The organism is uncultured Imperialibacter sp. (genome assembly GCF_963974565.1).
Classification (GTDB): Bacteria; Bacteroidota; Bacteroidia; order Cytophagales; family Cyclobacteriaceae; genus Imperialibacter; species Imperialibacter roseus.
Map to the genome: position 1 here is coordinate 133,942 of NZ_CAXBCJ010000007.1, position 23,560 is coordinate 157,501.

A 23,560-nucleotide genomic window follows, 5' to 3' on the forward strand; every position below is an offset into this window, starting at 1 on the left:
TTGCCTTTGCAGCGTCTTGGTAATATTCCTTACTTTTACCCGATGAAACCACGGGTGCTTCTTTCCGAAGAAATACAGGATAGCATCCAGGAAAACATTAGCCTGATAAATTAAAATTTCATGAGTGTAAAAACCAAGATTCCGTACATCGAGCAAAACCAACAACGGTTTTTAGATGAGCTTTTTGAGCTGTTGAGAATTCCATCGGTGAGTGCCGACAAGAAGTTCAGGGATGATGTAAAAAAAGCGGCGGAGTTTATAAAAACAAAACTAGTTGAAGCCGGTGTCGATAAAGCTGAAATCTGCCGTACCGCTGGTCATCCCATTGTTTATGGAGAAAAAATAATTGACCCCGCACTTCCAACTGTTCTTGTATACGGGCACTACGATGTGCAGCCTGCCGATCCGTACGAGCTTTGGGAAACACCTCCGTTTGAACCTACTATCAGAAACGAGAAAATCTATGCCAGGGGATCTGCCGACGACAAAGGCCAAATGTACATGCACATTAAGGCCTTTGAAACAATGATGCAGACCAACTCACTCACCTGCAATGTAAAGTTCATGATCGAAGGTGAGGAAGAGGTGGGCTCCAACAATCTGGGCATTTTCACTGAAGCCAACAAAGAGAAGCTGAAGGCCGACATGATCATGATTTCTGACACAGGCATCATCAGCAACGAACATCCCTCGATCACGGTGGGCTTGCGTGGGCTCACCTACGTGGAGGTAGAAGTGACAGGGCCCAACAGAGACCTTCATTCCGGCATGTACGGTGGCGCTGTAGAAAACCCCATCAATGTGCTCTGTGAGATGATTCATAAAATGAAGGATGAAAATGGTCACATCACTATTCCTGGGTTTTACGACAAAGTCGTCGAACTGTCAAATGCAGACCGGGAGGCAATGGCGAAGCAGCCCTTTTCTCTGGAGAAATATAAAAAAGACCTCGACATAGCCGATGTATTTGGAGAAAAAGGCTTTTCCACGATAGAAAGGACAGGGATTCGGCCGACCTTCGACGTCAACGGCATTTGGGGTGGATACATTGGTGAGGGTGCCAAAACGGTGCTCCCCTCCAAAGCCTACGCCAAAATAAGCATGAGACTGGTGCCAAATCAGAACTCTGATGAAATCACAAAAATGTTTACCGACTATTTTCTGAGCGTGGCCCCTAAAACAGTTAAGGTCAAAGTAACGCCCCATCATGGCGGCGAACCTGCGATGGTATCTACCAAATCCACGGCCTACCAGGCTGCGGCATTGGCGGTGGAAGAAGCCTGGGGAAAAGCCCCGATACCCACCAGGGAAGGGGGGAGCATCCCGATCGTGGCACTGTTTCAAAAAGTATTAGGCCTCGACTCTTTGCTAATGGGTTTCGGGCTTGATGAAGACGCCATCCATTCTCCCAATGAGAGTTATGGCATATTTAACTACATCAAAGGAATTGAAACCATCACGCTATTTTATAAACACTTTGCCACTTTGAGCAAAGCGAAATAAAAACAAGCAAACAAACTCTCTGCGAAGGGAATACGTTAAGGAGTCAAATTTGGCCCTTTCTCTTTCCGGAAAAAGAAGAAACTGATGAAAAAAATACTACTAGGTCTGTTTGGAGTTTTTACCATTTTTGTGTCCTATGGGCAGGTGCAAAGACCAATATCATGGACTTACGAATTAAGTAAAAAAGACCCCAAAGTAGGCGATACCCTTAGCCTCGTTTTCAAAGCTAAAATAGATAACACCTGGTATCTGTATTCGTCAGATTTTGACCCTGATCTGGGCCCTATTGTGGCAGAGTTTGACTTCGTGGGCGATCCTTCTTACGAAGCAATTGATAGCATAAGACCTATTGGCGCAAAAAGAAAATACGACGACCTGTGGGAAGGGGAATACACCTATTTTAGAGAGCATGCTGAATTTCGTCAGACCATTCTCGTCAATAGCCTGCCGGTTAACCTTTCAGGCAGCTTTTTCTATCAGGTTTGCACCGATGTAGATGGCAAGTGCATCAACTTAGATGAAGACTTCACATACGCCACCTTCTCTGGTGATTCTAAGAAAAGCGCTGTTGAAGTAAAAAAAGGATCAAATGATACCGAAACGGCTGTCCTGAACAAAAGAGATTCCACAGATGCCTATTCGCTCTGGGGTTTTATGGTAGTTGCCTTTTTAGCCGGACTGGCGGCGCTGCTTACGCCCTGTGTGTTTCCAATGATTCCCATGACCGTCACCTTTTTCACTGGAAAAGGTGATAAGAAAAGTGGTAAGGGAATGGCCTTGTTTTATGGCTTCAGTATCGTGCTTATTTATACCCTTATTGGATCGCTGGTTGCGCCGTTTATGGGGCCGGAAATTGCTAATGACCTGGCCACCGGCTGGGTGCCCAATGTCATTTTCTTTTTGGTCTTCATTGTTTTTGCCCTGTCCTTTCTCGGGCTTTTTGAAATCACCCTGCCGCATAAGTGGGTCAATGCCATGGATCGAAACGCCGACAAGGGCGGTATGATCGGCGTATTTTTCATGGCCTTTACGCTGGTGTTGGTTTCTTTCTCCTGCACCGGCCCCATAGTCGGAAGTATCCTTGTCGAGTCTGCCGGAGGAATGATCTTGAAACCGATTTTGGGTATGGCGGCGTTTTCAATGGCTTTTGCAGTGCCATTTACGTTGTTTGCCTTTTTCCCGAACTGGCTGAGCACATTGCCAAAGTCCGGCGGGTGGCTCAATTCCGTTAAAGTGGTGCTGGGTTTTCTGGAACTCGCTTTGGCATTCAAATTTTTGAGCATTGCCGACCAGGCCTATCACTGGAATATCCTCGACAGAGAAATCTACCTGGCTATCTGGATTGTGGTGTTTACCTTATTGGGTTTTTATCTGCTAGGCAAAATACAGCTGCCTGGCGACAGCAAAATGGAGAAACTGCCGGTGCCAAGGCTAATTCTCGCAGTAATCACTTTTATATTCGTAGTGTATATGATCCCAGGGATGTTCGGTGCCCCCCTGAAAGCCCTTGCCGGATATTTACCTCCGCAATCCACGATGGATTTTGACTTACCTGGCATTGTTCGTCAGCAGGGAGCTTCTTCCAATTCAGGCACAGCATCCAACAGCATCTGCGAACCGCCAAAATACGCCGACATGCTTCACTTCCCTCATGGTCTCACTGGCTATTTCGACTATGACCAGGCCATTGCCTGCGCACGTGAACAACAGAAGCCGCTTTTTATTGATTTTACCGGACATGGCTGCGTGAACTGCAGGGAAATGGAGGCAAGGGTGTGGTCGGATCCCAAGGTGCTCGAAAGGCTTAGAAATGACTTTGTATTAGTGGCGCTTTACGTAGACGAAAAGACCGAGCTGCCCGAATCACAGTGGTATGAGTCGGAATATGATGGGAAAATCAAAAAAACTATCGGGAAGCAAAATGCTGACCTACAAATCACCAGGTTTAACAACAATGCGCAACCTTTTTACGTGATTTTGGACCCAAATGAGAACCTTTTGACCGATCCGAAGGCCTATGACCTCAATATTGCTAACTTTGTAACGTTTCTGGATGAGGCGAGTTCTTCTATGAAGAAGAACAAGCCCGTTTTTTCGACCATAAATCCCTGATTCGACTTGATGAAGAAATACGTTCTGGCAGGAACCATCTTAGTAATTATCTCTTGTTTATTTTTCCTCGCATATAAACACCAGCAAGCTACCTACCAACCCGAGTATACCGGCGAAACCGAATTGGTGACGGTAGACACAGTTACCACCGTCTACGAACCCGAAAGACTTTACGGTTTTAATTTGGATTCTTTTAACGTTCATGAAGACATTGTTAAAAGAAATCAAACACTGTCAGATATTCTCAAGACCTATAATATTGATCCCGCCAAAATTTATGAGGTGGCCACTAGCTCAAGAAAAGTCTTCGATGTAAGAAAAATTGGCTACAGAAAAAACTACACCGTTTTCACCACAAAAGACTCAGCGGCTAGCGTAGTAGCCATGGCTTACGAGCCGAACAAAACTGAATTTGTGGTCTTCCACATGTCCGACTCCGTTTATACAGAACGAGTGCAAAAGGAAAAAGTGCTTCAGGTTCGGGCTATTGCCGCTAAAATCGAGTCTTCACTTTATGAAACGCTCATCAACGCCAATGTTTCCCCCATGCTGGTTTCGAAGCTGGTTGATATGTACGCCTGGCAAATCGATTTTTTTCATATCGATGCCAACGATTACTTCAAAGTCATATTTGAAGAAGAGGTAATCGACGGAGAGGTGGTAAACATCCCAAGGGTAGTGGGAGCTTATTTCTATCACGCTGGCCGTGATTTTTACTCGGTTTACTACAATCAGGGAGACGGGCTGGATTACTTCGATGAGGAGGGAAATAGTCTCCGAAAAGCTTTTCTTAAAGCCCCGGTTAATTTTAGTCGGATAAGCTCCCGATATTCTGGTAGGCGCTTTCATCCCGTGCTGAAAAGGTACAGGTCTCACCTTGGAACAGACTACGTAGCACAAAAAGGCACACCGATTTATACCGTTGGAGACGGTGTCGTTACTGAGGCCACCTACAATTCAGGAAACGGGAACTATGTGAAAATACGGCACAACGCTACTTATACAACCCAGTACCTGCACATGAGCAAAATAGCCAGCGGCATGCGGCCTGGCAAGGCTGTTAAGCAGGGGGAGGTTATTGGTTACGTAGGAAGCACCGGTCTGGCTACGGGGCCTCATGTCTGCTTCCGGTTCTGGCGCAATGGCGTTCAGGTAGACCCTTTCTCAGTAGAAATTCCACCTTCTCAGCCGATTGCTGACGCACACAAAGAGGCCTATTTCAAAGAAAGGGACAAAATCCTTTCGGCTATAGACACCATCACTTTCCTAACCGAAAAGCCGGTTCTTAATGCTTCTGTAGATTGACGCACTCTCCGGGAATACTTTAATTTGTTGGCAACAGTTTAGGAAGTATATTCTCGCAAAATTTTTTCAAAACAGACAAATATGAGGAAGCGGCTGACTTTGCTCCTTTCAATGTCATTTATTTACTGTTGCAGCTTTTCCCAAAAAGTGGCGCTTGTATTAAGCGGTGGCGGAGCCAAGGGGCTGGCACATGCTGGGGTAATCAAAGCTCTCGAGGAGAACAACATCCCAATCGACTACATAGTGGGCACTTCCATGGGCAGTATTGTTGGTGGGTTCTATGCCGCCGGATACAGTGCAGACCAAATCATGGAAATAGCTCTTTCTCAGGACATTCAAGATTGGGTAAAGGGAGTGATTAGGGATGACTATAATTACTACTACACCCAGAAAGACCCTGACTCCCGATGGATGTCAGTCGAATTGTCACTTGACTCTTCCTTCACTGCTTCTTTTAACGCCAATATAGCTGAGGATCATGCGCTTAACTTCGCCCTCGCCGAACACCTGGCACAGGCATCCCGAAAGTCAGTTTACAATTTTGACAGCCTTTTCGTGCCGTTCAGGGCCACTGCGGCCGAGGTATTCACTCAGCAGGCAGTACTGCTGAAAGATGGAAACTTGTCGGATGCACTCAGGGCTTCAATGACTGTCCCCTTCTTTTTCCGCCCTATAAAGTTTGATGGAAAGTATCTTTTCGATGGAGGCATTTATAACAACTTTCCCGTGGACATTGCCATTGAGGAGTTTAAGCCTGACATCATCATTGGCGTCAACGTAGCCTCAAAAGTGTACAAAGAGTACCCGACCAAAGAAGCAGACCACCTTGTAAATGAGCAATTGCTCTTTCTTATGCTTGATAAGTCTGACCCAACCAGGCTTGAAGGTAACATCTACATCGAGCCCAATCTGGAGGGGCTCAGTTCCACCGATTTTGCCAGAGCCAAAAGCATCACCGATAGCGGCTATGTGGCAGCAATGAGGCAAATGGAGTTTATCAAATCGAAAATAGGACGTCGAGTTGGGGAGGAGGAAGTCACCGCTGCCAGAAGTCTATTCCAATCAGATTTTGTTCCACTCGACTTTAGTGAAGTGGAGGTAGAGGGATTTAATTCCAGGCAAACAAAGTACCTCGATAACCTACTGGAGAAAAAGAACAAAATCGTTGAGCTGGAAAAGATAAAATCAGGCTATTACAAAATCGTTTCTGAAGATTACTTCAGAAGTATGTACCCTCAAATCACAAAGAGCGAAACAAGTGAGAACTACAAACTAAAGCTGACAGGATCACCTTACAGGAAGGTGAAAATGGTTTTGGGGGGAACAATGACCAGCCGAAGTACCTCTAACCTGCTGGTTGGCGCACAATACAAGCGGCTTGGCCAGGTCTTCACTCACTTCGACGGTGCGGTCAATGCAGGCAGGTTTTACCAATCGGCCAAAGCCAGTGCCAGGCTCTACTTTCCAACGTATATCCCCTTCTACCTGGAGCCTAAATATGTTTTCAACAAGTGGGACTTCATCAATTCTACTGAAATACTGTTGAAAGACAAGGCTCCCACTATAGTCAATCAGGTAGACAGAAATTTCACATTCAACGTCAGCACACCCCTGGGCACTCACCACAAACTGACATTCAGCCCTGGCCTGTTCTATACCCGAGATAATTTTGCCGCTATACCTGAAGTAAATACCAGCGATGTACTCGACGAACTACGGTTAAAAGGATTTGCGGCGAAAATAAAGGTGAGTCAAAGCAATCTCAACTTCTATCAGTATCCAACCAAAGGCGAGGCCTTCGAGGCCTCTGTTGGCGGATACCATGGGTCAGAAAAATATTTTCCGGGAAGCACTTCCGAGCTTGCTTACAGAGAGGCCAGCCACTCCTGGCTGACAGCGAAGGTTTCCTACGAAAAATACAACAGATTGCTTAACTGGTATGGTATTGGCTACCAGATAGTTGGTCATTTCTCAACATTTCCTCTCCTGAGCAGCTACCGGGGAACACAAATTGCTGGTGGTGGATATTATCCATTTCAGGACAGCCGCACACTCATTTTGGAAAACTTCAGATCCAATAAGTTTGCCGCCGGCGGTCTGAAACAGATGTTTTTTGTTCGTGACAACCTTCATTTCAGAATGGAGGGTCATTTTTTTGCCCCATTGCAGCTGCTTGAGAAATCACCAGATGAAATGCCCGTATACCAGCAGAACACGAAGAAGATATTTTTTGCTGCATCAGCCGGAGTAGTCTTTCAAAGCCCAATAGGTCCTATTGCTTTCGCCGCTAACTACTATGATGACGAAGAACAAAAATGGGGAGTCTTGTTTCATTTGGGCTACTTGCTGTTCAATCAGCGAGCCTTTGATTAATTCAATAATTTTTTTTATTAGCTTCGAAAAAGCTTACTTTTATTGGAAAAATTACTATCGACCTTACCATGAAAATAACATCGGCAGCATATTTTGCCCTGTTTTTTATAGCAAGTGCGTGGCAGCTTAAAGCTAATGCTAGTTTTTTACCAACAGCAGGGTTTTATCAGCAGAAGGATTCCTTAGTCAAAGTATCCGGAAAAGTTGTGGATGATAAAACCGGAGAACCTATTGTCACCTCTGTTTTCTATGAAAAGCTCCCGTACTATGATGATATGGGATCAAATAAGAGCAAGCAGCAAGATGGCTCCTTTGAGCTATTCCTATTCAACAACACTTCCTACACCATGAAAATTAAGGCAAATGGGTATGATGCTGTTGATAGAGAATTCAAGGTTGAACTTCAACCAGGCGATTCTGCCTTTAATTTGGAGTTCCGTCTTACCCCTGACCGGGCTAATCAAATGATCACTCTCGAAAATCTTATTTTTGAAAGAGGCAGATCAAAGATCAGCTCAAGCTCTTTTGAAGAGTTGGATCGTTTAGTGGACTGGCTCAACGAGAGGCCCAACATGGTTATTCAGCTTGAAGGCCACACAGACTTTGAGGGAAGCGATGCCGCCAATATGGAGCTGTCGTTAGAAAGAGTAAATGCAGTAAAAGATTATCTTGTTTCTAAAAACATAAAAAAGAACAGAGTGCAAACAAAGGCTTTCGGGGGCACTCAACCGCTTACGCTTGAAAGAACTGATGAAGATAAACGAAGGAATCGCCGTGTTGAGGTACGAGTCATTCGAGAATAATTTATCCCTAATCCTAAACCTTATTGAATCGGCTTGATATGAAAAGAATTCTACTTGTATTATGTTCTTTTGCAATAGGCATAAGCCTGAAAGCACAAGAATCTGTTAGCTGGGCCAGTAGAGTCATTGAAGTTTCGTCTGAGATGTCCCCACTGGAATACTCGGCAATGCAGGTGCTTCACAAGCCCAATGTGTTGCCCAATGGAGGCGATAATCCCAATGCCTGGACTCCCAATAAGGCCGATAGAACTGAATTTATCACTGTAGCTTTCGAGAAGCCCATTAGAGCACAACAAATTGCAATTGCAGAGTCGCAAAACCCGGGCGCCATTTCACAGGTATATGCCTACGATGCGTCTTTCAATGAGTTTCTGTTGTTTGAGTTGACCCCCAGAGCGATTCCCATAGAGAGCAGACTGCTTAACCTTTTCTTCGAAAGAACGAGTTATGAAATTGCTGGTATCAGACTAGTGATTGATGGTCGTTCTATTAAAGGGCCAAATAGTATTGACGCCATCGGAATAAGCGACTCAAACATTCCTATTACAGTATTGGTCAACATCGCTCAGAATGTAAACCAAAACCTGGAAACGGTGGAGAAATTGGGCGAAAACGTAAACAGCTCCTACGTAGAACACAGTCCGATTATATCTCCCGACGGAAAATACCTCTTTTTTAGTCGTCAGTACCACCCACAAAATGTTGGAGGCGTGGATGATGCCGAAGACATCTGGTATTCGGAATGGAATGAGGAAAAGCAAGAATGGAATATTGCTAAGAATGCGGGCCCTCCGTTGAATACAAAAGGCCCAAACTTTGTTTCTTCAATTACTCAGGAAAATGGAGAAATGATACTTTTATTGGGCAACCAATATGGTAAAAAGGGCAAAATGTTTGCCGGCGCTTCAATGAGCAAGCTTGTCAATGGTGAATGGGCTGAACCTGAAAACATCGAGATTGAGAATGACTATAATTACAATTCCAGAGTAGACTATTCGCTCTCAGCAGACGGTAAAGCAATGATTATCTCATCAGAGAGGGACGACACCTACGGCGGGAGAGATCTCTATGTATCATTCAAAAAAGGGAATGGCACCTGGTCAGAGCCCAAAAACCTTGGTGGTGATATCAACAACGCTTCAGATGAGCAGGCCCCTTTCCTTACCAACGACAATAAAACACTCTACTTCTCTACAAAAGGCATAAGTGGATATGGTGGTGCCGACATCTTTGTGACTACAAGGCTGGATGACACATGGCAAAACTGGTCGGAGCCCGAAAACCTTGGTGCTGGCATAAACACAGCAAGTGACGACATCTATTTCAATATGCCCACCTCAGGCAAGCATGCCTATTTCTCCAGAGGAGTTGAAAATGAGGATACTGATATTTACAGGTTCGAAATACAGGAGTTTTTCATCGAATCCGACAAGCTTTTGGCTACTACCGACCTAGATGGTGCTAAGAATAAAAACCTCAAAATAAATCCAAGGGATGTTGTCATTGCATTGAATGGTAGAGTGCTTGATGAGAAAACACAAAAGCCTGTTATCGCTACTATTATGATAGAAAGGCTCCCTGATGGTGTAGACATTGGCGCAGTGAAGACCAATCCTGAAACAGGTGAGTTTCACTTTAGCCTAAGGGGCGGTGCCCACTATGGTGTAATCACTGAGGCTGCCGGTTATATTTCTCTCGATAGAAACCTTGACCTTAATCAACCAAACCCTGAAGAAAAAACAAGGCAACTTGATCTTTATATGGTTAAGCTGGAAAAAGGTGCGGAAATATCGTTCAACAACATCTTTTTCGATCTTGAAAAATACGAGCTGAAGACCGCTTCTTACCCCGAGCTCGAAAGAATAAAAGAAATGCTTGAAGCTCAAAAAATTGGAAAGATTGAAATTTCTGGACACACCGACACTTCAGGCCCGGAAGATTACAATCAGCGACTATCCGAACTTCGTGCCAGAGCGGTTTATAATTACTTTATCAACAATGGTATTGATAAGGCACGGTTGACAGTTATAGGCTATGGTGAGACGAAGCCCAAAGTACCCAACGACACAAGAGAGAACCGTGAAAAGAACAGAAGGGTAGAGTTTAAGATCATGGAGTAAATCAGTTTTTTGCCCAACTTTAAAAATAAGAAGTGCCCGGCTTTGTCCGGGCATTTTTATTTAACACCTCCCGCAAACTCTGGCAAAAGCCGCAATGGTGAAAAGCATCTTCGCTGGGACCCAACCTGAAGTCTACCTTTCCGCAAACCTGCTTCTGGGAGCTCTTCAAATCCTACCAAGACTTCGGATCAATCTGTATTTCTCGGGATTGAATGTTTCGTTTGTGGTTAAATAAAAAAGCAAAACTGGTTCAATGCGTCTCGCCCGGCCGGGCTTCTCCAGTCGGTTAGGCTTGGACCTTTTGCTTTTTTATGACCGCTCGGAACATTGGGGTTGAAGGGTAATCCCCCAGATTTTTCGCTTGATCCAAGACTTGGCCGTTTTAAAAAATGCGGCCATAGACGCACATTGTCCCGATAGAGAAGAGCGAAATTTCCTAATGCAGGGAGGCTTAAGAGGCAATAAAGGGGGGTCGACTAAAGCAGGGGTGCTCAGCTTTGCAAGGGCAGGTTACTTACTAGCAAGCAATTCGCTTTGGCCCCGAAAGTAATCTCTTACATTCGAAATACGATCAGACGGGTAAAGAAAATACGACTTGTCTACGAGGGCAACCGCCTTAAGGATGTCTTTGGCATTCCAGGCGGCGATAGCCCGGTTGTAGTAGTTAAGTCCGGCCAGTTCCCTTTTGGTTAACTTGTCGTTCAGGATATAGCTTTTCTGCCCGTCAGTCGTGTTTGAAGAAATGCCCGATAAGTTCTGGCGCTGTGCACTGAGGTATTCTTTTTCCTTCTCGGAAATTTCAATCTCCGAAGAGATGAATCCTGCGATAGGGTCGGTAGACTCAAACAAGAAGCTTCTTTCGCCCGCATTAACCTTCAAGTAAATGTGATAGTCTGTTTCTACCAGATTCACCTTATAGCCCAAATCCGTGAGGTACAAGTAGTAGAGCGATGTAGCAGTGAGACAATCATATTGTCCCGTCTCGAACTGGCTCGCCAGACTAACATACTGCTCATAACTTTTCAACTCCTTTCTGTGAACCCTGTAGAAGAAGAATTTCAAGAATTGTTCTTCGCTCCTGTACTTACTCTGTTGGTTTTGATAGAAAGCAAGGTTGGCCTGATAGGTACTCAAGGCCGATTTGGCTCGCTCCTGGTCAAGCGACTCATCAGCTACCAGCAATAAACTCAAAGTTGGTTGACTGGAAGTGTTAACTAGAACCGCTTTTTCGAGCTCAGAATGAAAACGCAAATCAGACATATTGACCTCCTGCCCAAAGCCTAAAAAAGCCTTTGCAGTAAGAAAAATCAATATGTAAAATCTGTTTATCATCTGCCGCTTGCTTACTAGTGCTATCTACTTTACGAAGTTGCGTAATATAAAGTTAACATTAAATTAATATAACGTATGCCTCTCTCAGTCTTTTTCGACGAATTCGTGCCTTTAGCGGGTATATGTGCTTTGATCTGATGCCACACATCACTCAATGTTACCCTAATGTTACCACTAACAGTTTTTGATTATCTTCCGGTAGATAATGAGGCTTATTTGTGGTAATTTGTTATTAAGGATTAAGAACGCCCGAAATTGATAGACGAGAAACAACAAACAAAGGCACTTGACGCTGATCTGTCCGAACTCTTTTTGCGACAATCACAGAAGGCCCTTTTGCTCAGGCAGGAAAGCTACGGGCTGAGAATTGAGCGACTCAAAAAACTCAAGGCCTGGGTTCTTGCCAACACGACGAAAATTCGTGATGCCGTATACAGCGACTTCAAAAAGCCTGAGTTTGAAGCCGACCTCTCCGAAACCTTTGTTGTGTTGGCAGACATCAATCTCGCCCTGAAAAGCCTAAAAAAATGGACGAAACCGAAATCGGTGCCCGCCGGGCTTACTTATTTTGGTTCCTCTGCTTTTGTTCAATATGAGCCGAAAGGCGTTTGCCTGATTATCTCTCCCTGGAATTATCCTTTCAATTTATGCATAGGGCCGTTGGTTTCAGCTATTGCTGCGGGCAACACCGCCATCATAAAACCATCTGAATTGACTCCCAACACCTCGCAGCTTATTGCGCAAATGGTAGGCGAGCTGTTTCCGCAGGAGGAGGTAGCCGTGTATCAGGGTGGGCCTAAAATAACCCAACGACTGCTTCAGCTTCCCTTTAACCACATTTTCTTTACAGGAAGCTCGGCAGTAGGCAAAATAGTGATGGAGGCAGCAGCCAAAAACCTAAGCTCCGTTACCCTTGAACTTGGGGGCAAGTCGCCCGTCATTATCGACAAAACGGCAAACTTGAAAGATGCTGCTGAAAAAATCGTCTGGGGAAAACTTCTTAATTGTGGCCAGACGTGTGTGTCACCTGACTACCTGTTCATTCACGAAAGTGTGAGAGAGTCATTTATGGAACACCTGAAATACTTTCTGGAGACGCTATTCAAACAGCCAGGCGAAAATTTTAAAGAAACGCCTAACTACGCCCGGATCATCAATAAAAAGCACTATCAGCGGCTCTGTCAGGCTTTGAGCACGGCCATAGAAGACGGTGCCAGCCTGGTTTACGGTGGCGACGTTGATGAAACCGAAAACTTCATTTCTCCCACAGTCCTCGACAACGTGCCTCTCCACACCACCCTAATGAAAGAAGAAATTTTCGGCCCGATACTTCCGGTTAATACGTTTAAAAACCACGACGAGGTCATCCAATACATAAACGGACGACCCAAGGCCTTATCGCTTTATCTGTTTTCGAACGATAAGCGCATTCAAAAAAGATACCGACTGGAAACCTCGTCAGGAACAGCCTGTGTGAATGACGTGGTAGTCCAATTCCAGCAGCCACACCTTCCCTTCGGTGGAGTGAACGAAAGTGGCATCGGTAAGTCTCATGGACATTTTGGGTTTCTGGCCTTTTCAAATGAAAAAGCCTGGTTGAAACAGAGGGTCGGTTTCACCTCAGCCAAATTGCTTTACCCGCCTTATAGTGCCGCAAAAAAACGGATTCTCAATATCCTTATGAAGTATTTCTGAAATGAAGCTTACAGAAAGACAGTGCAACATTTTGGAGGAAGTGGCCAACACTTTCATCGCTCCCGACACCACCAATGGCGAGCACAAAGGTTTTTGGGCCTCGAAAGGAGCTGACAGGGTTGCCCCAGTCAAAGTTGCAGAGGTGATTGCCTCCCAGCCCCGGCCTGCACGTGAGGAATTTACCCAACTGCTGAAAATACTGGACAGCAACCTGCTCGGCATGACCTGGGCGGGGCCTATGAAGAAGTTTCTGGATCTGACTTTTCAACAAAGAGAAAAACTTTTCGTCACCTGGTCCAATAGCCCTGTAAAAAAGCTCCGGAAGGCATTTTCGTCTCTCAAAAAACTTTCAACTTTCATCTATTTCAGCTCGACTGAAGGCGGTTACCACCCCGACTTCAAGGCCATTCAGTATCCCGGCCCACTGTTGGGCGATGCGGACAAACTCCCCCGACTTTCTGAATTGCAGATTGACAACGATAGTGTCTTTAGCTGCGAAGTACTCGTGATCGGTAGCGGTGCGGGGGGTGGTGTGATAGCCGGTGAGCTGGCAGGCTCAGGCAAAGACGTTATCATCGCCGACAAAGGCCCTTACCTCCACGGCGCTGACTTCACTCAGGAAGAAGGAAAGATGATTGAGACGTTGTATGACGGAAAGGGCGCTATCACGTCTTCCGACGGGCAGGTGAGCATTTTTGCTGGTAGCTGCGTAGGTGGCGGCACCACAGTCAACTGGGCTGGTAGCTTCAGAACACCTGACTATGTTCTTCAGGAATGGGCCAGCGAACATGGCGTGCCTTTCCTAGCTTCCCAATCATTTCAGGACAGCTTAAATGCTGTAGTTGCAGAAATAGGTGTCAACACCAACTACTCGCTTCACAACCTGCAAAATCAACTTCTGTTGGACGGCTCCAGGAAACTAGGTCAGCAAGTTGAACTCATTCCAAGAAATGAACGAAAGCCTGGCGCAGAAGACTTTCAAAAGCTGGGCTTCAGCAGCCTGGGCGACAGGTATGGGATCAAACAAGGCACTGCTCAAACGTATATTCGAAAAGCGACAACTACTGGTGCCCGCCTTCTTTCGCAGTGCCAAATTGAAAAGATAGCCATTAAAAATGGAAGAGCAACAGGTGCCGAAGCGGTTTGCTATTCACCAAAGGGCCACAAGAAAAAGGTTTTTATACAAGCAGAAAAAATCGTCGTAGCCGCTGGGGCTATTCAGACACCAGCGTTGCTGAAAAGAAGTGGACTCAAGCATGACCACATAGGAAAACACCTCCACCTTCACCCTACCGTAGGTATTAGCGCCACCTACACTCAAAAATCAGAAGCCTGGTTTGGGCCAATGATGTCTGTTGTCAATGATCAATTCGCCCGGTTGGATGGCAACTACGGTTTCAAGCTTGAAACGCCGCCCACACATCCCGGCCTCATTGCCATGTCTCTTCCCTGGTCCGGTGCCCGCCAATTCAAAGAAGACATGTTGAAGGCATCGCACATTGCTTCTTTCATAGCCATTGTAAGAGACAAGTTTCCGGGATACATCACTATCGACAAGGAAGGCCAACCCATTGTGCATTACAAACTTCACGGATTCGACTTGAAGCACCTTATTAACGGGATGGAAGAAGCGAGCCGGCTCCATTTTGTCAATGATTGCGAGCAGATTATCTATCCGCATTTCGGTAATCATCGCTTTAATAACACCGGCAAAAGAGCCGATCTTGAGAAGTTTATCCACAACCTGCCGGTCTGGGGATGGCGCCCAAATCAATTTTCGCTGTACAGTGCGCATCAAATGGGCACCTGCCGAATGGGGGAAGATAAAAAGACGCACCCAACAGCACCTGACGGTAGCCTTTATGAAGTGCCCAACATCTACATCGGCGATGGGTCAGCTTTCCCGTCGGCTAGTGGCGTGAACCCCATGCTGAGCATCATGGCTCTTGCCCATCACACTGCCCAGGGACTAAAATAGATGCGTGCAAAAGCAATTCCATTTTTATAATTTCGTTCATCCAATTGTGACCAAAACTATATGCGCACTCTTTTAAAATGCTCTGTCGTACTTGTTGCCCTTACCCTTACCTTCTGCTCTGAAGGTGACAAAACCCAAAAGGCACTTCAGGGAAAATGGAAAGCTAACTGGACAACGAGCAAAGAAGCCTTCCCTGATGTTAGCGATGACATCGCCATGACCATGGAAGGGTGGATTGAATTCAATGCTGACGAAGTAACTATCACGGCCTATGGTTACCCTGGCTGCATATTTTCGGCCGACACACTTGAGCACTCGCAAAAATGGGCTATAAGAAACGATACGCTGGAGCTGTTGAATGAAGGCGACGTACACGGCATTGCCTACTTAATGAAAGAGAAGTCCGATGACCATATCCAGTTGGTACTGATGGGTGACATTTTTCTGGATCTCACCAGATAATCAATTGTGCAGAATGATCTTTAAGCTCTTATCCAGCTTCTGATCAAAAATTCTATATCCTTCCACGCCTTGCGCTAAGGGGAGCCTGTGAGAGATAATTGCTGACAGGTCAATTTGCTGATCGCCAAGCAAAGGAAGCAGTTTTGACATGTAGTGCCTGGCAGGGCATCTTCCGGTTTTATACGTGATGTTCTTGTTGTAAGCATCAACGGGCGAAAAGGTGAAGTTGTTAGCGGTATGCACACCCACGGATGAAATAATTCCGCCGGGGCGCACCACATCGAAAGCCAATTGTTGCGCAGAGGGATTTCCTACGACTTCCATCACAGCGTCGGCACCAATTCCATTGGTTTGCTCAAGAATAAACTGCTTAGCATCCGTTTTTGACAAGTCCACCACTACGGCGCCATACCTTTGAGCGATAGCCATGCGCTCGGGCACGCTGTCCACCGCCCAAATTTCGTCAGCTCCCTGTATTTTTGCTGCCAGAATAGCCATCAGCCCAACCGGGCCACACCCCAGCACCACATATCTTCCACCTGGCCTGACGCCAGCGTTTTCAGCACAAAAATAACCTGTACTGAAGATGTCACCGGTGAGCAGTACCTGTTCTTCGCTAAGACCTTCGGGGGACTTAACCAACGTACTATCGGCAAGTGGCACTCTAACGTACTCAGCCTGTGCGCCATGAAGACCATGGCCATGCTCTACCCAACCATAAAGCTGCCCTTGCTGACATCTGCATGTAAGACCGATTTTGCAGAAATAACATACACCGCAACTCGTTGTGAAAGGGCTTACCACCCTGTCGCCTTTTTTAAGGCCAGTGACAGCACTTCCAATCTCCACCACCTCCCCGAAAAACTCATGGCCCATGACAGTTCCGTAGTCCAGCCCCTTTTCATGTTCCCGATAGACATGCAAATCAGAGCCACAAATAGCGGTTAGCGCTACTTTTACAATCACATCTGTTGGTTGAATGATCGATGGATCCGTAACCGTTTCAAAGCTCAGCTTCTCCTTTCCCTGAAATGTGATGGCTTTCATCAGACTCTTAGTTAAGCTTTTCCTTCAAATATTGAGCCGTGTGGTTACCCTTCAACTTTACCATGTCTTCCGGCAAACCAGCGAAGCCAATGGTGCCTCCATCAATTCCACCCTCCGGGCCAATATCTATGATCCAATCGGCATTTTTCACAATCTCCATGTTGTGCTCGATAATCAACACTGAATTCCCCTGGTTCACCAAAGCATTGAGAGCATCCAGTAGTTTTTTGATGTCATGAAAGTGAAGGCCAGTGGTGGGTTCGTCAAAAATGAAGAGAATGTGCTCGCTACTGCCGGCATTTCGCTTTCCGATGAAAGAAGCCAGCTTCACTCGCTGTGCTTCACCGCCAGACAGTGAGTTAGAAGACTGACCGAGCTTCACATAGCCAAGTCCAACTTCAAGCAATGGTTTCATTTTGTTAATTATTCCTGGTTTGTCTGAGAAAAAACCTATGCTTTCTTCCACCGTCAGGTCAAGCACTTCGGCGATGTCCTTGTCTTTATATTTTACTTCCAGCACCTCGTCTTTGAAGCGCTTGCCGTGGCAGGTATCACACAATAGTCGGATATCTGCCATAAACTGCATTTCAATTTTTACTTCACCCTCACCCTGGCAGGTTTCGCAACGGCCACCTTCCACATTGAAAGAGAAGCTTGCGGGTTTCAGACCTCGTTGCTTAGCCAGTGGTTGCTCTGAGAACAATTGTCGGATCACGTCGTACGCTTTCACGTAAGTCACCGGATTGGATCGTGACGACTTGCCGATGGGGTTCTGGTCTACGAACTCTATTTGTGTAATGCGCTTGTAGTCACCCTCAAGCTTGTCAAACTTGCCGGTGGCCTCGTTCACAGTGCCGAGTATCTTCCCTATCGCCGGGTAAAGAATCCTTTTTACCAGCGTAGACTTGCCTGAGCCGCTCACCCCAGTCACCACCGTCATCACGCCCAGCGGCAGCTCCATCTTCACATTCTTGAGGTTATTCTCTCTGGCTCCGGAAATCAATACCGACTCATTCCACTTTCGTCTCTTCTTGGGCACCTCAATCACATCTCTGCCGTTCAGAAAGCGGGCGGTATGAGACACATCTTCCGTAAGTATCTGAGCCCAGTCGCCCTGAAACACAAGCTCGCCTCCATGGCTGCCAGCTCCGGGCCCAATATCAATGATCTGGTCGGCGGCTTTCATCACCTCCTCCTCGTGTTCTACTACTATTACCGAATTGCCCAGATTACGAAGGGTTAGCAGCACTTCAATAAGCCTTGAGGTGTCTCTGGGGTGCAGGCCGATGCTCGGTTCATCCAAAATATACATGGAACCCACCAGTGCACTGCCGAGTGAGGTGGCCAGCTTTATTCGTTGAAATTCGCCCCCCGAAAGTGTGCTGGTTAAGCGGTTTAGAGTCAAATAACCAAGGCCTACCTGATCGAGATACGTTAGCCTGTTGATTATCTCCGTTAATATGCGCTTGCTCACCTTTCTGTCGTGCTCGGTAAGCTCAAGGCCCTGCAAAACCTGCAGCACCTGAGAAACAGGCATTAGCACGAGGTCGGTGATAGAGTGGCCGTCGATTCTCACATAGGCCGCATCTTTCCGCAACCTAGTACCTCTGCAGTCAGGACACACAGTTCTGCCTCTGTAGCGGCTGAGCATCACCCTGTACTGAATCTTGTGAGTCTGGCCCTCCAGGTATTTAAAAAAAGCATGAAGGCCTTCAAAGTATTTGTTGCCGGTCCACAGCAACTGATACTGCTCGGGCGTCAACTCGTTAACGGCCCTATGGATGGGGTAGTCAAACCTAATTCCATTTTTTAAAAGGGGTTGTGCCCAGGCTTGCATGGTTTCGCCACGCCACGGGGCCACCGCCCCTTCATACACAGACAGACTTTTGTCTGGAATTACCAGGTCTTCGTCGATGCCAAGGATTTTCCCGAAACCTTCGCAGGTTCTACAGGCTCCGTATGGGTTATTGAAGCTGAACAGATTAACACTAGGTTCTTCAAATCGGATACCATCAAGCTCAAACTTATCTGAAAATTCACGCCTCCCCACTCCCAGCACATCCACATAGCAGGTGCCTTCTCCTTCGAAAAAAGCTGTTTGTATTGAATCTGAAAGCCTGTACTGGTTATCTTCATCTTCGGGCTGTGCCGATGCCCGGTCTATAAGTATTTCAAGATTCTCGGGTTTTTCCAGACCTTCTTTTTTCTCCACCAAATCTTCTATTTGAAGTATCTCTCCATCGAGAACTAATCGGGTGTAGCCTTTACTAAGTAAAATCCGAAACTCATCGTCCAGCGTCCTCTCAGACTTCAAACGCAACGGGCAAGTGATTACCAGCTTCGCCCCAGCCTTGTGACTATATATCCAGTCCACTACGTCGGTAACCGAATCTCTTCGAACCACCTCACCACTTACCGGCGAATAGGTCACACCTATCCTGGCGAACAACAGTTTCATGTAGTCGTAAATTTCTGTTGTTGTGCCAACAGTCGACCTTGGATTACGGGTATTTACCTTTTGTTCGATAGCAATCGCCGGGGAAACTCCTTTTATGTACTCCACTTCGGGTTTCTCCATGCGCCCCAGAAACTGACGGGCATAGGAACTAAGGCTCTCCACGTATTTTCTTTGACCTTCTGCAAAAAGGGTATCAAATGCCAGAGAAGACTTGCCCGAGCCGGACAGGCCTGTGATCACCACGAGCTTGTTTCTCGGAATGGCGACGCTAACATTCTTCAGGTTATTTACTTTGGCACCCTTTATGATGATATACTTACGTGGGTCAAGGTCATCAAAGGCCACTGCCTTGTCATTCAATATGCTTACTTCCATTTATTCCGGGGGGTATTACAACGCAAACTTAAGTCTATAATGGTGAATTGCAGTTCAATTGTTTCATTTAAGGTAAACCAAGATAAACGAAGGTTATCCACACATTATTATCTATACAAAACTTTTGTGCGAAAAATTTTTATGTGCGGAAATGAATGACTAAAATTCACATCTTAACATAGAAATAATAGTGCACGAAGCACATAGAATTAACCACTTTAAACCTCTAACTGTTACAATATGGCATAAACCTCTACGTTACTAAAAGTGAAGTTTGATGAGCAAGAATGAAATTAGTGACAGCCAATTAGTAACGCTGTACAGAAACGGGGACGAAGAAGCCTTTAGTACACTGTTAAACAGGCACAAGAACAGAGTTTATACAACGATTTATTTAATTGTAAAAGACCGTTATGTGGCTGAAGATTTATTGCAGGATTCATTCATAAAGGCCGTTAAGACGATTAAGTCTGGCCGGTATAATGAAGAAGGAAAGTTCCTGCCATGGATACTTCGAATAGCCCATAATTTGGCCATAGATTATTTTCGAAAGGAGAAGCGCTACCCTGTGGTAGTGATGGAGGATGGCTCCAAGGTATTCAACACCCTTGAGTTTGCTGAAGATCCGATCGAAAATAAACAGATTAAGATGGAAACCCATCAAATGCTCAGGCAGTTGATACAGGAGTTGCCCGAGGCTCAGAAGGAAGTATTGATTATGCGTCACTACATGCAGATGAGCTTTCAGGACATTGCTGATTCAACAGGTGTTAGTATCAACACCGCTCTGGGCCGAATGCGGTATGCTCTCATTAATCTGAGGAAGAGAATGCAGCAAACAAGTATAGCCTATGACAAAAACATTTACAGAAAATGACCTGATACGGTATGTATATGGAGAGACTTCAGAAATAGAAAATAACGAAATCGAAAGTGCTTTGCTATGCGATAGCGAAGTGCAGGAGCAGTTTGCTCAGCTGATTGAGATCACTCAGCAGCTTAGCTGCGTCGACTATTTTCCTTCTGAAAACTCGGTGAAAAATATCCTTGATAAAGCCAAAGAACTAAATTTGCAGTCTATCGCTAAATAGTGAGAGACTGATGACACGCAAAGAGCGCTACGAGGCTTTTATAAATTTCTTTGCTGAGCACTTTCCTGAACCAGAAACGGAGTTGCACTATGGCAACCCTTTTGAATTGCTGGTGGCAGTGGTTCTGAGTGCCCAGTGCACAGATAAAAGGATCAACCTGGTAACGCCTGCCTTATTTAAGGATTTCCCGACACCTGCTCACTTGGCGGCCACCACTTTCGATGTGCTTTTTCCGTATATCAGAAGTGTGTCTTACCCCAATAACAAGACCAAGCACCTGATTGGGCTGGGCAAAAAGCTGGTAGAAAACTTCAATTCCGAAGTTCCGGGCACAATTGAGGATCTTCAAACCCTGCCCGGCGTGGGGAGAAAGACTGCCAACGTAATTGCATCGGTGATATACAATCAGCCCACAATGGCCGTAGACACCCATGTTTTTCGGGTATCGAAACGGCTTGGATTGGTAACAAAAACCGCCAATACACCACTGGAGGTAGAAAAACAGCTTGTAAAATACATCCCCGAGGAGCATATACCCAAAGCCCACCATTGGCTGATCCTGCATGGCAGGTATACATGCCTGGCACGAACTCCGAAATGCGAAGTGTGTGCCATCACGTCCTTTTGCAGCTACTATGAAAACTCGCTGAAGCAGCGTTGATCCATGAGGGTGGTCCTTCTTCATCAGTACTATAAAACGCCAGAAGAAGGCGGAGGCATTCGTTCGTGGTACCTGTGCCGGGCCTTAACAGAAGCTGGTCATGAGGTGGAGGTAGTGACTGCCTGGAATAAAAAAGAGAACAAAACGCTGTTGATCGACGGCTACCCTGTTCACTATCTTTCCGTCCATTACTCTAACGACCTGGGTTTTTTTAGGCGGATTCGGTCCTTCACTGCCTTCTTTATTGCTGCCTACAAGAAAGTGAACTCATTATCCCGACCGGACTTCATTTACGCTATCAGCACCCCGTTGAGCATCGGTGCGCTGGCCAAGTGGATCCGATGGAGAAAGAACCTGCCGTATTTCTTCGAAGTTGGCGACCTTTGGCCCGATGTGCCGGTACAAATGGGATATTTGCGCAATCCGCTATTAATTCGAATCCTTAAGAGCCTGGAGCTTTCCATCTACAAATCAGCGAAGGGCATTGTGGCCATGAGTCCTGCGATGGTAGACTATTTCAATGACCTGGGCTACGGCAGTAAAACCACTTGCGTTACCAATTTTTCTGACCTTTCTCTTTCCAGCACCCCCTCGCATGAGAGAGAACCGACAGACCGTTTTACTGTAGCCTACGTGGGCACTTTGGGCAAAGCAAACCATCTCAGCTATCTGATTGATTTGGCTGAGGAAGCTCAAAAAAGGGGCTTGAAGAATTTCCGGTGCATTCTTATGGGGGAAGGTGCGGAGGAGCCTTTGCTCAAAAAAATGATCGCCGAAAAAGGGCTTTCTAATGTTTCGCTTTTGCCACACTCCAGTAAGGAGGCGGCCATCAGTGTGCTCAAAAGTGCTTCGATGGCCTATTTGTCTTTTGGACCATATGACAAGCTATGGACGGGCAGTCCGAACAAGTATTTTGATGCGCTGGCGATTGGAAAACCCATTCTCTGCAATTTCGGCGGATGGATCGGTGATGAAATCACAGACAAAAAATGCGGAGTTGTTTACAGCCCTTTTAATCCTCAATCGTTTTTTGACAAGCACTGGCCATCACTACAAACGGAAGATATACTTGAAAGCATGGGTCAAAATGCGCTAACCCTTGCGAAAGGGAGCTACACGCTTGCCAAACAAATCCCGAAGTGGCTAACGTTTCTTTGCCGCTAATGTGGGTTCGGCCTGTATTTAGACAGCGTGAAAATCTTCTTCGGGTCATCTTCCTCCATTAGTTCCTGCAGGGTGACCTTCGGGTTGTTCTCCATATAAGACCTTACTATTTCCCAACCCACCCAAGCGCCAATCCGTCCGGGGCATTTCTCTCCTATCTCATACACATTTGGTCGCTCGCCCATGAACTTGTTGATGAGCTTGGGCTCAGTTTCATACAACAACTGGTTTTGTACAAAATTCGCCCAGACCACGTCCTCATTCTTGTGCACTTCTCTCAGCTCTTCCTCAGAAAACCCTATGATAATAGAATCGGGTGCGCAAGGCACCATTCGCTCTGTAAAATAGTAAGTCTTACCAGCGGTTATCATCTCATTCAGCAGCGTGTTATCGCCGTAGTCAACTTTGTTGTAATAGTCGGACAAAAAGAAGAAAGAAGCTGGCACGATATAATCAGGCTTAAAGCGACGGGCAATGTAGGCTGGTACATTATTGGGTTTGTACTTCGAGTCTTCGCCGATGAAGAAGTCCAGCCCGATGACCAGTAGGCTGTCCGAAAAATAGATGTCCCTATAAAAACCCGTGACCATGGTTTGTACCTTCGGCGTTTTAGCGGTTGGGTAGTAATACTTGAGGTGCTGAAACGCAGAAGCATACTGCGACTCCAGCCAACTTATATCCCCAAATTTCCCGTCTACCTCCATTTGCAATGAATCGAGGTGAGGAATTAGGTTGATCATTTGATTGGCCAGCACGCTGTCGGACGGATACTGATTGGCATCCAAAAAGTAGTCTGCTAACGTTGGATTGTCTTCAAGAAACGCCCTCACATCAGCAGAAGTAGTCGACTTAAAAAGTGGAACTTCCTTCCTTTCAATAGAAACCTCCATGGGTATCGCAGCTATTTCAGGATCGATCTCACATTCCTTGTTTTCGCAAGCAGCGAAGGCAAAGAAAATGAGTAGAAATGCATAATTTCGATTCATAGTATCAACTTTGGACTAAAACTATAGATTATCCCTCTTTGAAAAAACTGGGATACATTGAATTAAACTATTTTTCAGCAAGGTCAGCGGCTTTG

17 protein-coding genes are annotated in these 23,560 nt (G+C 45.9%); 13 read left to right on the forward strand and 4 right to left on the reverse strand.

The genetic code is table 11. From position 1 onward, the window contains the following. Positions 1-120 precede the first annotated feature (120 nt). The 6 genes from AAC052_RS11790 (at position 121) to AAC052_RS11815 (ending at position 10,216) form a co-directional block, all read left to right on the forward strand. On the forward strand, positions 121-1,503 hold the full coding sequence (locus AAC052_RS11790; RefSeq protein ID WP_339813456.1) for a dipeptidase: 1,383 nt from the start codon (positions 121-123) through the stop codon (positions 1,501-1,503). Between the two features lie 84 nt (positions 1,504-1,587). Then, positions 1,588-3,615: a cytochrome c biogenesis protein CcdA gene (locus AAC052_RS11795; protein WP_339813459.1), complete on the forward strand. Its 2,028-nt coding sequence runs from the start codon at positions 1,588-1,590 to the stop codon at positions 3,613-3,615. A gap of 9 nt (positions 3,616-3,624) precedes the next feature. Further along, on the forward strand, positions 3,625-4,920 hold the full coding sequence (locus AAC052_RS11800) for a peptidoglycan DD-metalloendopeptidase family protein (RefSeq protein ID WP_339813461.1): 1,296 nt from the start codon (positions 3,625-3,627) through the stop codon (positions 4,918-4,920). An 81-nt stretch (positions 4,921-5,001) separates the two neighbouring features. Beyond that, entirely contained in the window at positions 5,002-7,293 is a 2,292-nt protein-coding gene (locus tag AAC052_RS11805) for a patatin-like phospholipase family protein (RefSeq protein WP_339813463.1), read from the forward strand. A gap of 68 nt (positions 7,294-7,361) precedes the next feature. Continuing rightward, a complete protein-coding gene (locus AAC052_RS11810) occupies positions 7,362-8,096 on the forward strand; it encodes an OmpA family protein (RefSeq protein WP_339813465.1) in 735 nt (244 codons plus the stop codon). A gap of 38 nt (positions 8,097-8,134) precedes the next feature. Further along, on the forward strand, positions 8,135-10,216 hold the full coding sequence (locus tag AAC052_RS11815) for an OmpA family protein (RefSeq protein ID WP_339813467.1): 2,082 nt from the start codon (positions 8,135-8,137) through the stop codon (positions 10,214-10,216). Positions 10,217-10,726: 510 nt separating this feature from the next. Here AAC052_RS11815 and AAC052_RS11820 read toward each other — a convergent pair. Further along, positions 10,727-11,548, reverse strand: a complete 822-nt coding sequence (locus tag AAC052_RS11820) for a hypothetical protein (RefSeq protein ID WP_339813469.1) — start codon at positions 11,546-11,548, stop codon at positions 10,727-10,729. Positions 11,549-11,803: 255 nt separating this feature from the next. On the opposite strand from AAC052_RS11820, the gene AAC052_RS11825 reads away from it, so the two are divergent. The 3 genes from AAC052_RS11825 to AAC052_RS11835 are packed head-to-tail and all read left to right on the forward strand — an operon-like array spanning position 11,804 to position 15,683. After that, positions 11,804-13,243 (forward strand): aldehyde dehydrogenase family protein, encoded by a 1,440-nt coding sequence (locus AAC052_RS11825; RefSeq protein ID WP_339813471.1) that lies wholly within the window; start codon positions 11,804-11,806, stop codon positions 13,241-13,243. Between the two features lies 1 nt (position 13,244). Next, a complete protein-coding gene (locus tag AAC052_RS11830) occupies positions 13,245-15,221 on the forward strand; it encodes an FAD-dependent oxidoreductase (RefSeq protein ID WP_339813472.1) in 1,977 nt (658 codons plus the stop codon). A gap of 60 nt (positions 15,222-15,281) precedes the next feature. Beyond that, the gene (locus AAC052_RS11835) at positions 15,282-15,683 is read left to right on the forward strand and encodes a hypothetical protein (protein WP_317489077.1); all 402 of its coding nucleotides are present in this window, start codon (positions 15,282-15,284) and stop codon (positions 15,681-15,683) included. Here the strand turns inward: AAC052_RS11835 and AAC052_RS11840 are convergent, their stop codons facing one another. Both AAC052_RS11840 and uvrA read right to left on the reverse strand, forming a co-directional pair. Next, on the reverse strand, positions 15,684-16,730 hold the full coding sequence (locus AAC052_RS11840) for an alcohol dehydrogenase family protein (protein WP_339813474.1): 1,047 nt from the start codon (positions 16,728-16,730) through the stop codon (positions 15,684-15,686). A gap of 7 nt (positions 16,731-16,737) precedes the next feature. Beyond that, on the reverse strand, positions 16,738-19,563 hold the full coding sequence (gene uvrA / locus AAC052_RS11845; RefSeq protein ID WP_339813477.1) for an excinuclease ABC subunit UvrA: 2,826 nt from the start codon (positions 19,561-19,563) through the stop codon (positions 16,738-16,740). Positions 19,564-19,840: 277 nt separating this feature from the next. Between uvrA and AAC052_RS11850 the strand changes: the two genes are divergently transcribed. The 4 genes from AAC052_RS11850 to AAC052_RS11865 are packed head-to-tail and all read left to right on the forward strand — an operon-like array spanning position 19,841 to position 22,479. After that, the gene (locus AAC052_RS11850) at positions 19,841-20,440 is read left to right on the forward strand and encodes a sigma-70 family RNA polymerase sigma factor (RefSeq protein ID WP_317489080.1); all 600 of its coding nucleotides are present in this window, start codon (positions 19,841-19,843) and stop codon (positions 20,438-20,440) included. After that, positions 20,415-20,654: a hypothetical protein gene (locus tag AAC052_RS11855; protein ID WP_152001277.1), complete on the forward strand. Its 240-nt coding sequence runs from the start codon at positions 20,415-20,417 to the stop codon at positions 20,652-20,654. Before AAC052_RS11850 ends, AAC052_RS11855 begins: the two co-directional genes overlap by 26 nt. A 10-nt stretch (positions 20,655-20,664) precedes the next feature. Beyond that, positions 20,665-21,315: an endonuclease III gene (gene nth / locus AAC052_RS11860; RefSeq protein WP_339813479.1), complete on the forward strand. Its 651-nt coding sequence runs from the start codon at positions 20,665-20,667 to the stop codon at positions 21,313-21,315. 3 nt (positions 21,316-21,318) lie between these two features. Next, a complete protein-coding gene (locus tag AAC052_RS11865) occupies positions 21,319-22,479 on the forward strand; it encodes a glycosyltransferase family 4 protein (RefSeq protein WP_339813480.1) in 1,161 nt (386 codons plus the stop codon). Here AAC052_RS11865 and AAC052_RS11870 read toward each other — a convergent pair. Next, positions 22,476-23,465: a gliding motility lipoprotein GldB gene (locus tag AAC052_RS11870; RefSeq protein ID WP_339813481.1), complete on the reverse strand. Its 990-nt coding sequence runs from the start codon at positions 23,463-23,465 to the stop codon at positions 22,476-22,478. The two genes, AAC052_RS11865 and AAC052_RS11870, sit on opposite strands and share 4 nt — an antisense overlap. Between the last annotated feature and the right edge of the window lie 95 nt (positions 23,466-23,560).

Coding starts and splice junctions, on each gene's coding strand:
- AAC052_RS11790 (WP_339813456.1), top strand. CDS start 121: ATGAGTGTAAAAACCAAGATTCCGTACATCGAGCAAAACCAACAACGG.
- AAC052_RS11795 (WP_339813459.1), top strand. CDS start 1,588: ATGAAAAAAATACTACTAGGTCTGTTTGGAGTTTTTACCATTTTTGTG.
- AAC052_RS11800 (WP_339813461.1), top strand. CDS start 3,625: ATGAAGAAATACGTTCTGGCAGGAACCATCTTAGTAATTATCTCTTGT.
- AAC052_RS11805 (WP_339813463.1), top strand. CDS start 5,002: ATGAGGAAGCGGCTGACTTTGCTCCTTTCAATGTCATTTATTTACTGT.
- AAC052_RS11810 (WP_339813465.1), top strand. CDS start 7,362: ATGAAAATAACATCGGCAGCATATTTTGCCCTGTTTTTTATAGCAAGT.
- AAC052_RS11815 (WP_339813467.1), top strand. CDS start 8,135: ATGAAAAGAATTCTACTTGTATTATGTTCTTTTGCAATAGGCATAAGC.
- AAC052_RS11820 (WP_339813469.1), bottom strand. CDS start 11,548: ATGATAAACAGATTTTACATATTGATTTTTCTTACTGCAAAGGCTTTT.
- AAC052_RS11830 (WP_339813472.1), top strand. CDS start 13,245: ATGAAGCTTACAGAAAGACAGTGCAACATTTTGGAGGAAGTGGCCAAC.
- AAC052_RS11835 (WP_317489077.1), top strand. CDS start 15,282: ATGCGCACTCTTTTAAAATGCTCTGTCGTACTTGTTGCCCTTACCCTT.
- AAC052_RS11840 (WP_339813474.1), bottom strand. CDS start 16,730: ATGAAAGCCATCACATTTCAGGGAAAGGAGAAGCTGAGCTTTGAAACG.
- uvrA (WP_339813477.1), bottom strand. CDS start 19,563: ATGGAAGTAAGCATATTGAATGACAAGGCAGTGGCCTTTGATGACCTT.
- AAC052_RS11850 (WP_317489080.1), top strand. CDS start 19,841: ATGAGCAAGAATGAAATTAGTGACAGCCAATTAGTAACGCTGTACAGA.
- AAC052_RS11855 (WP_152001277.1), top strand. CDS start 20,415: ATGACAAAAACATTTACAGAAAATGACCTGATACGGTATGTATATGGA.
- nth (WP_339813479.1), top strand. CDS start 20,665: ATGACACGCAAAGAGCGCTACGAGGCTTTTATAAATTTCTTTGCTGAG.
- AAC052_RS11865 (WP_339813480.1), top strand. CDS start 21,319: ATGAGGGTGGTCCTTCTTCATCAGTACTATAAAACGCCAGAAGAAGGC.
- AAC052_RS11870 (WP_339813481.1), bottom strand. CDS start 23,465: ATGAATCGAAATTATGCATTTCTACTCATTTTCTTTGCCTTCGCTGCT.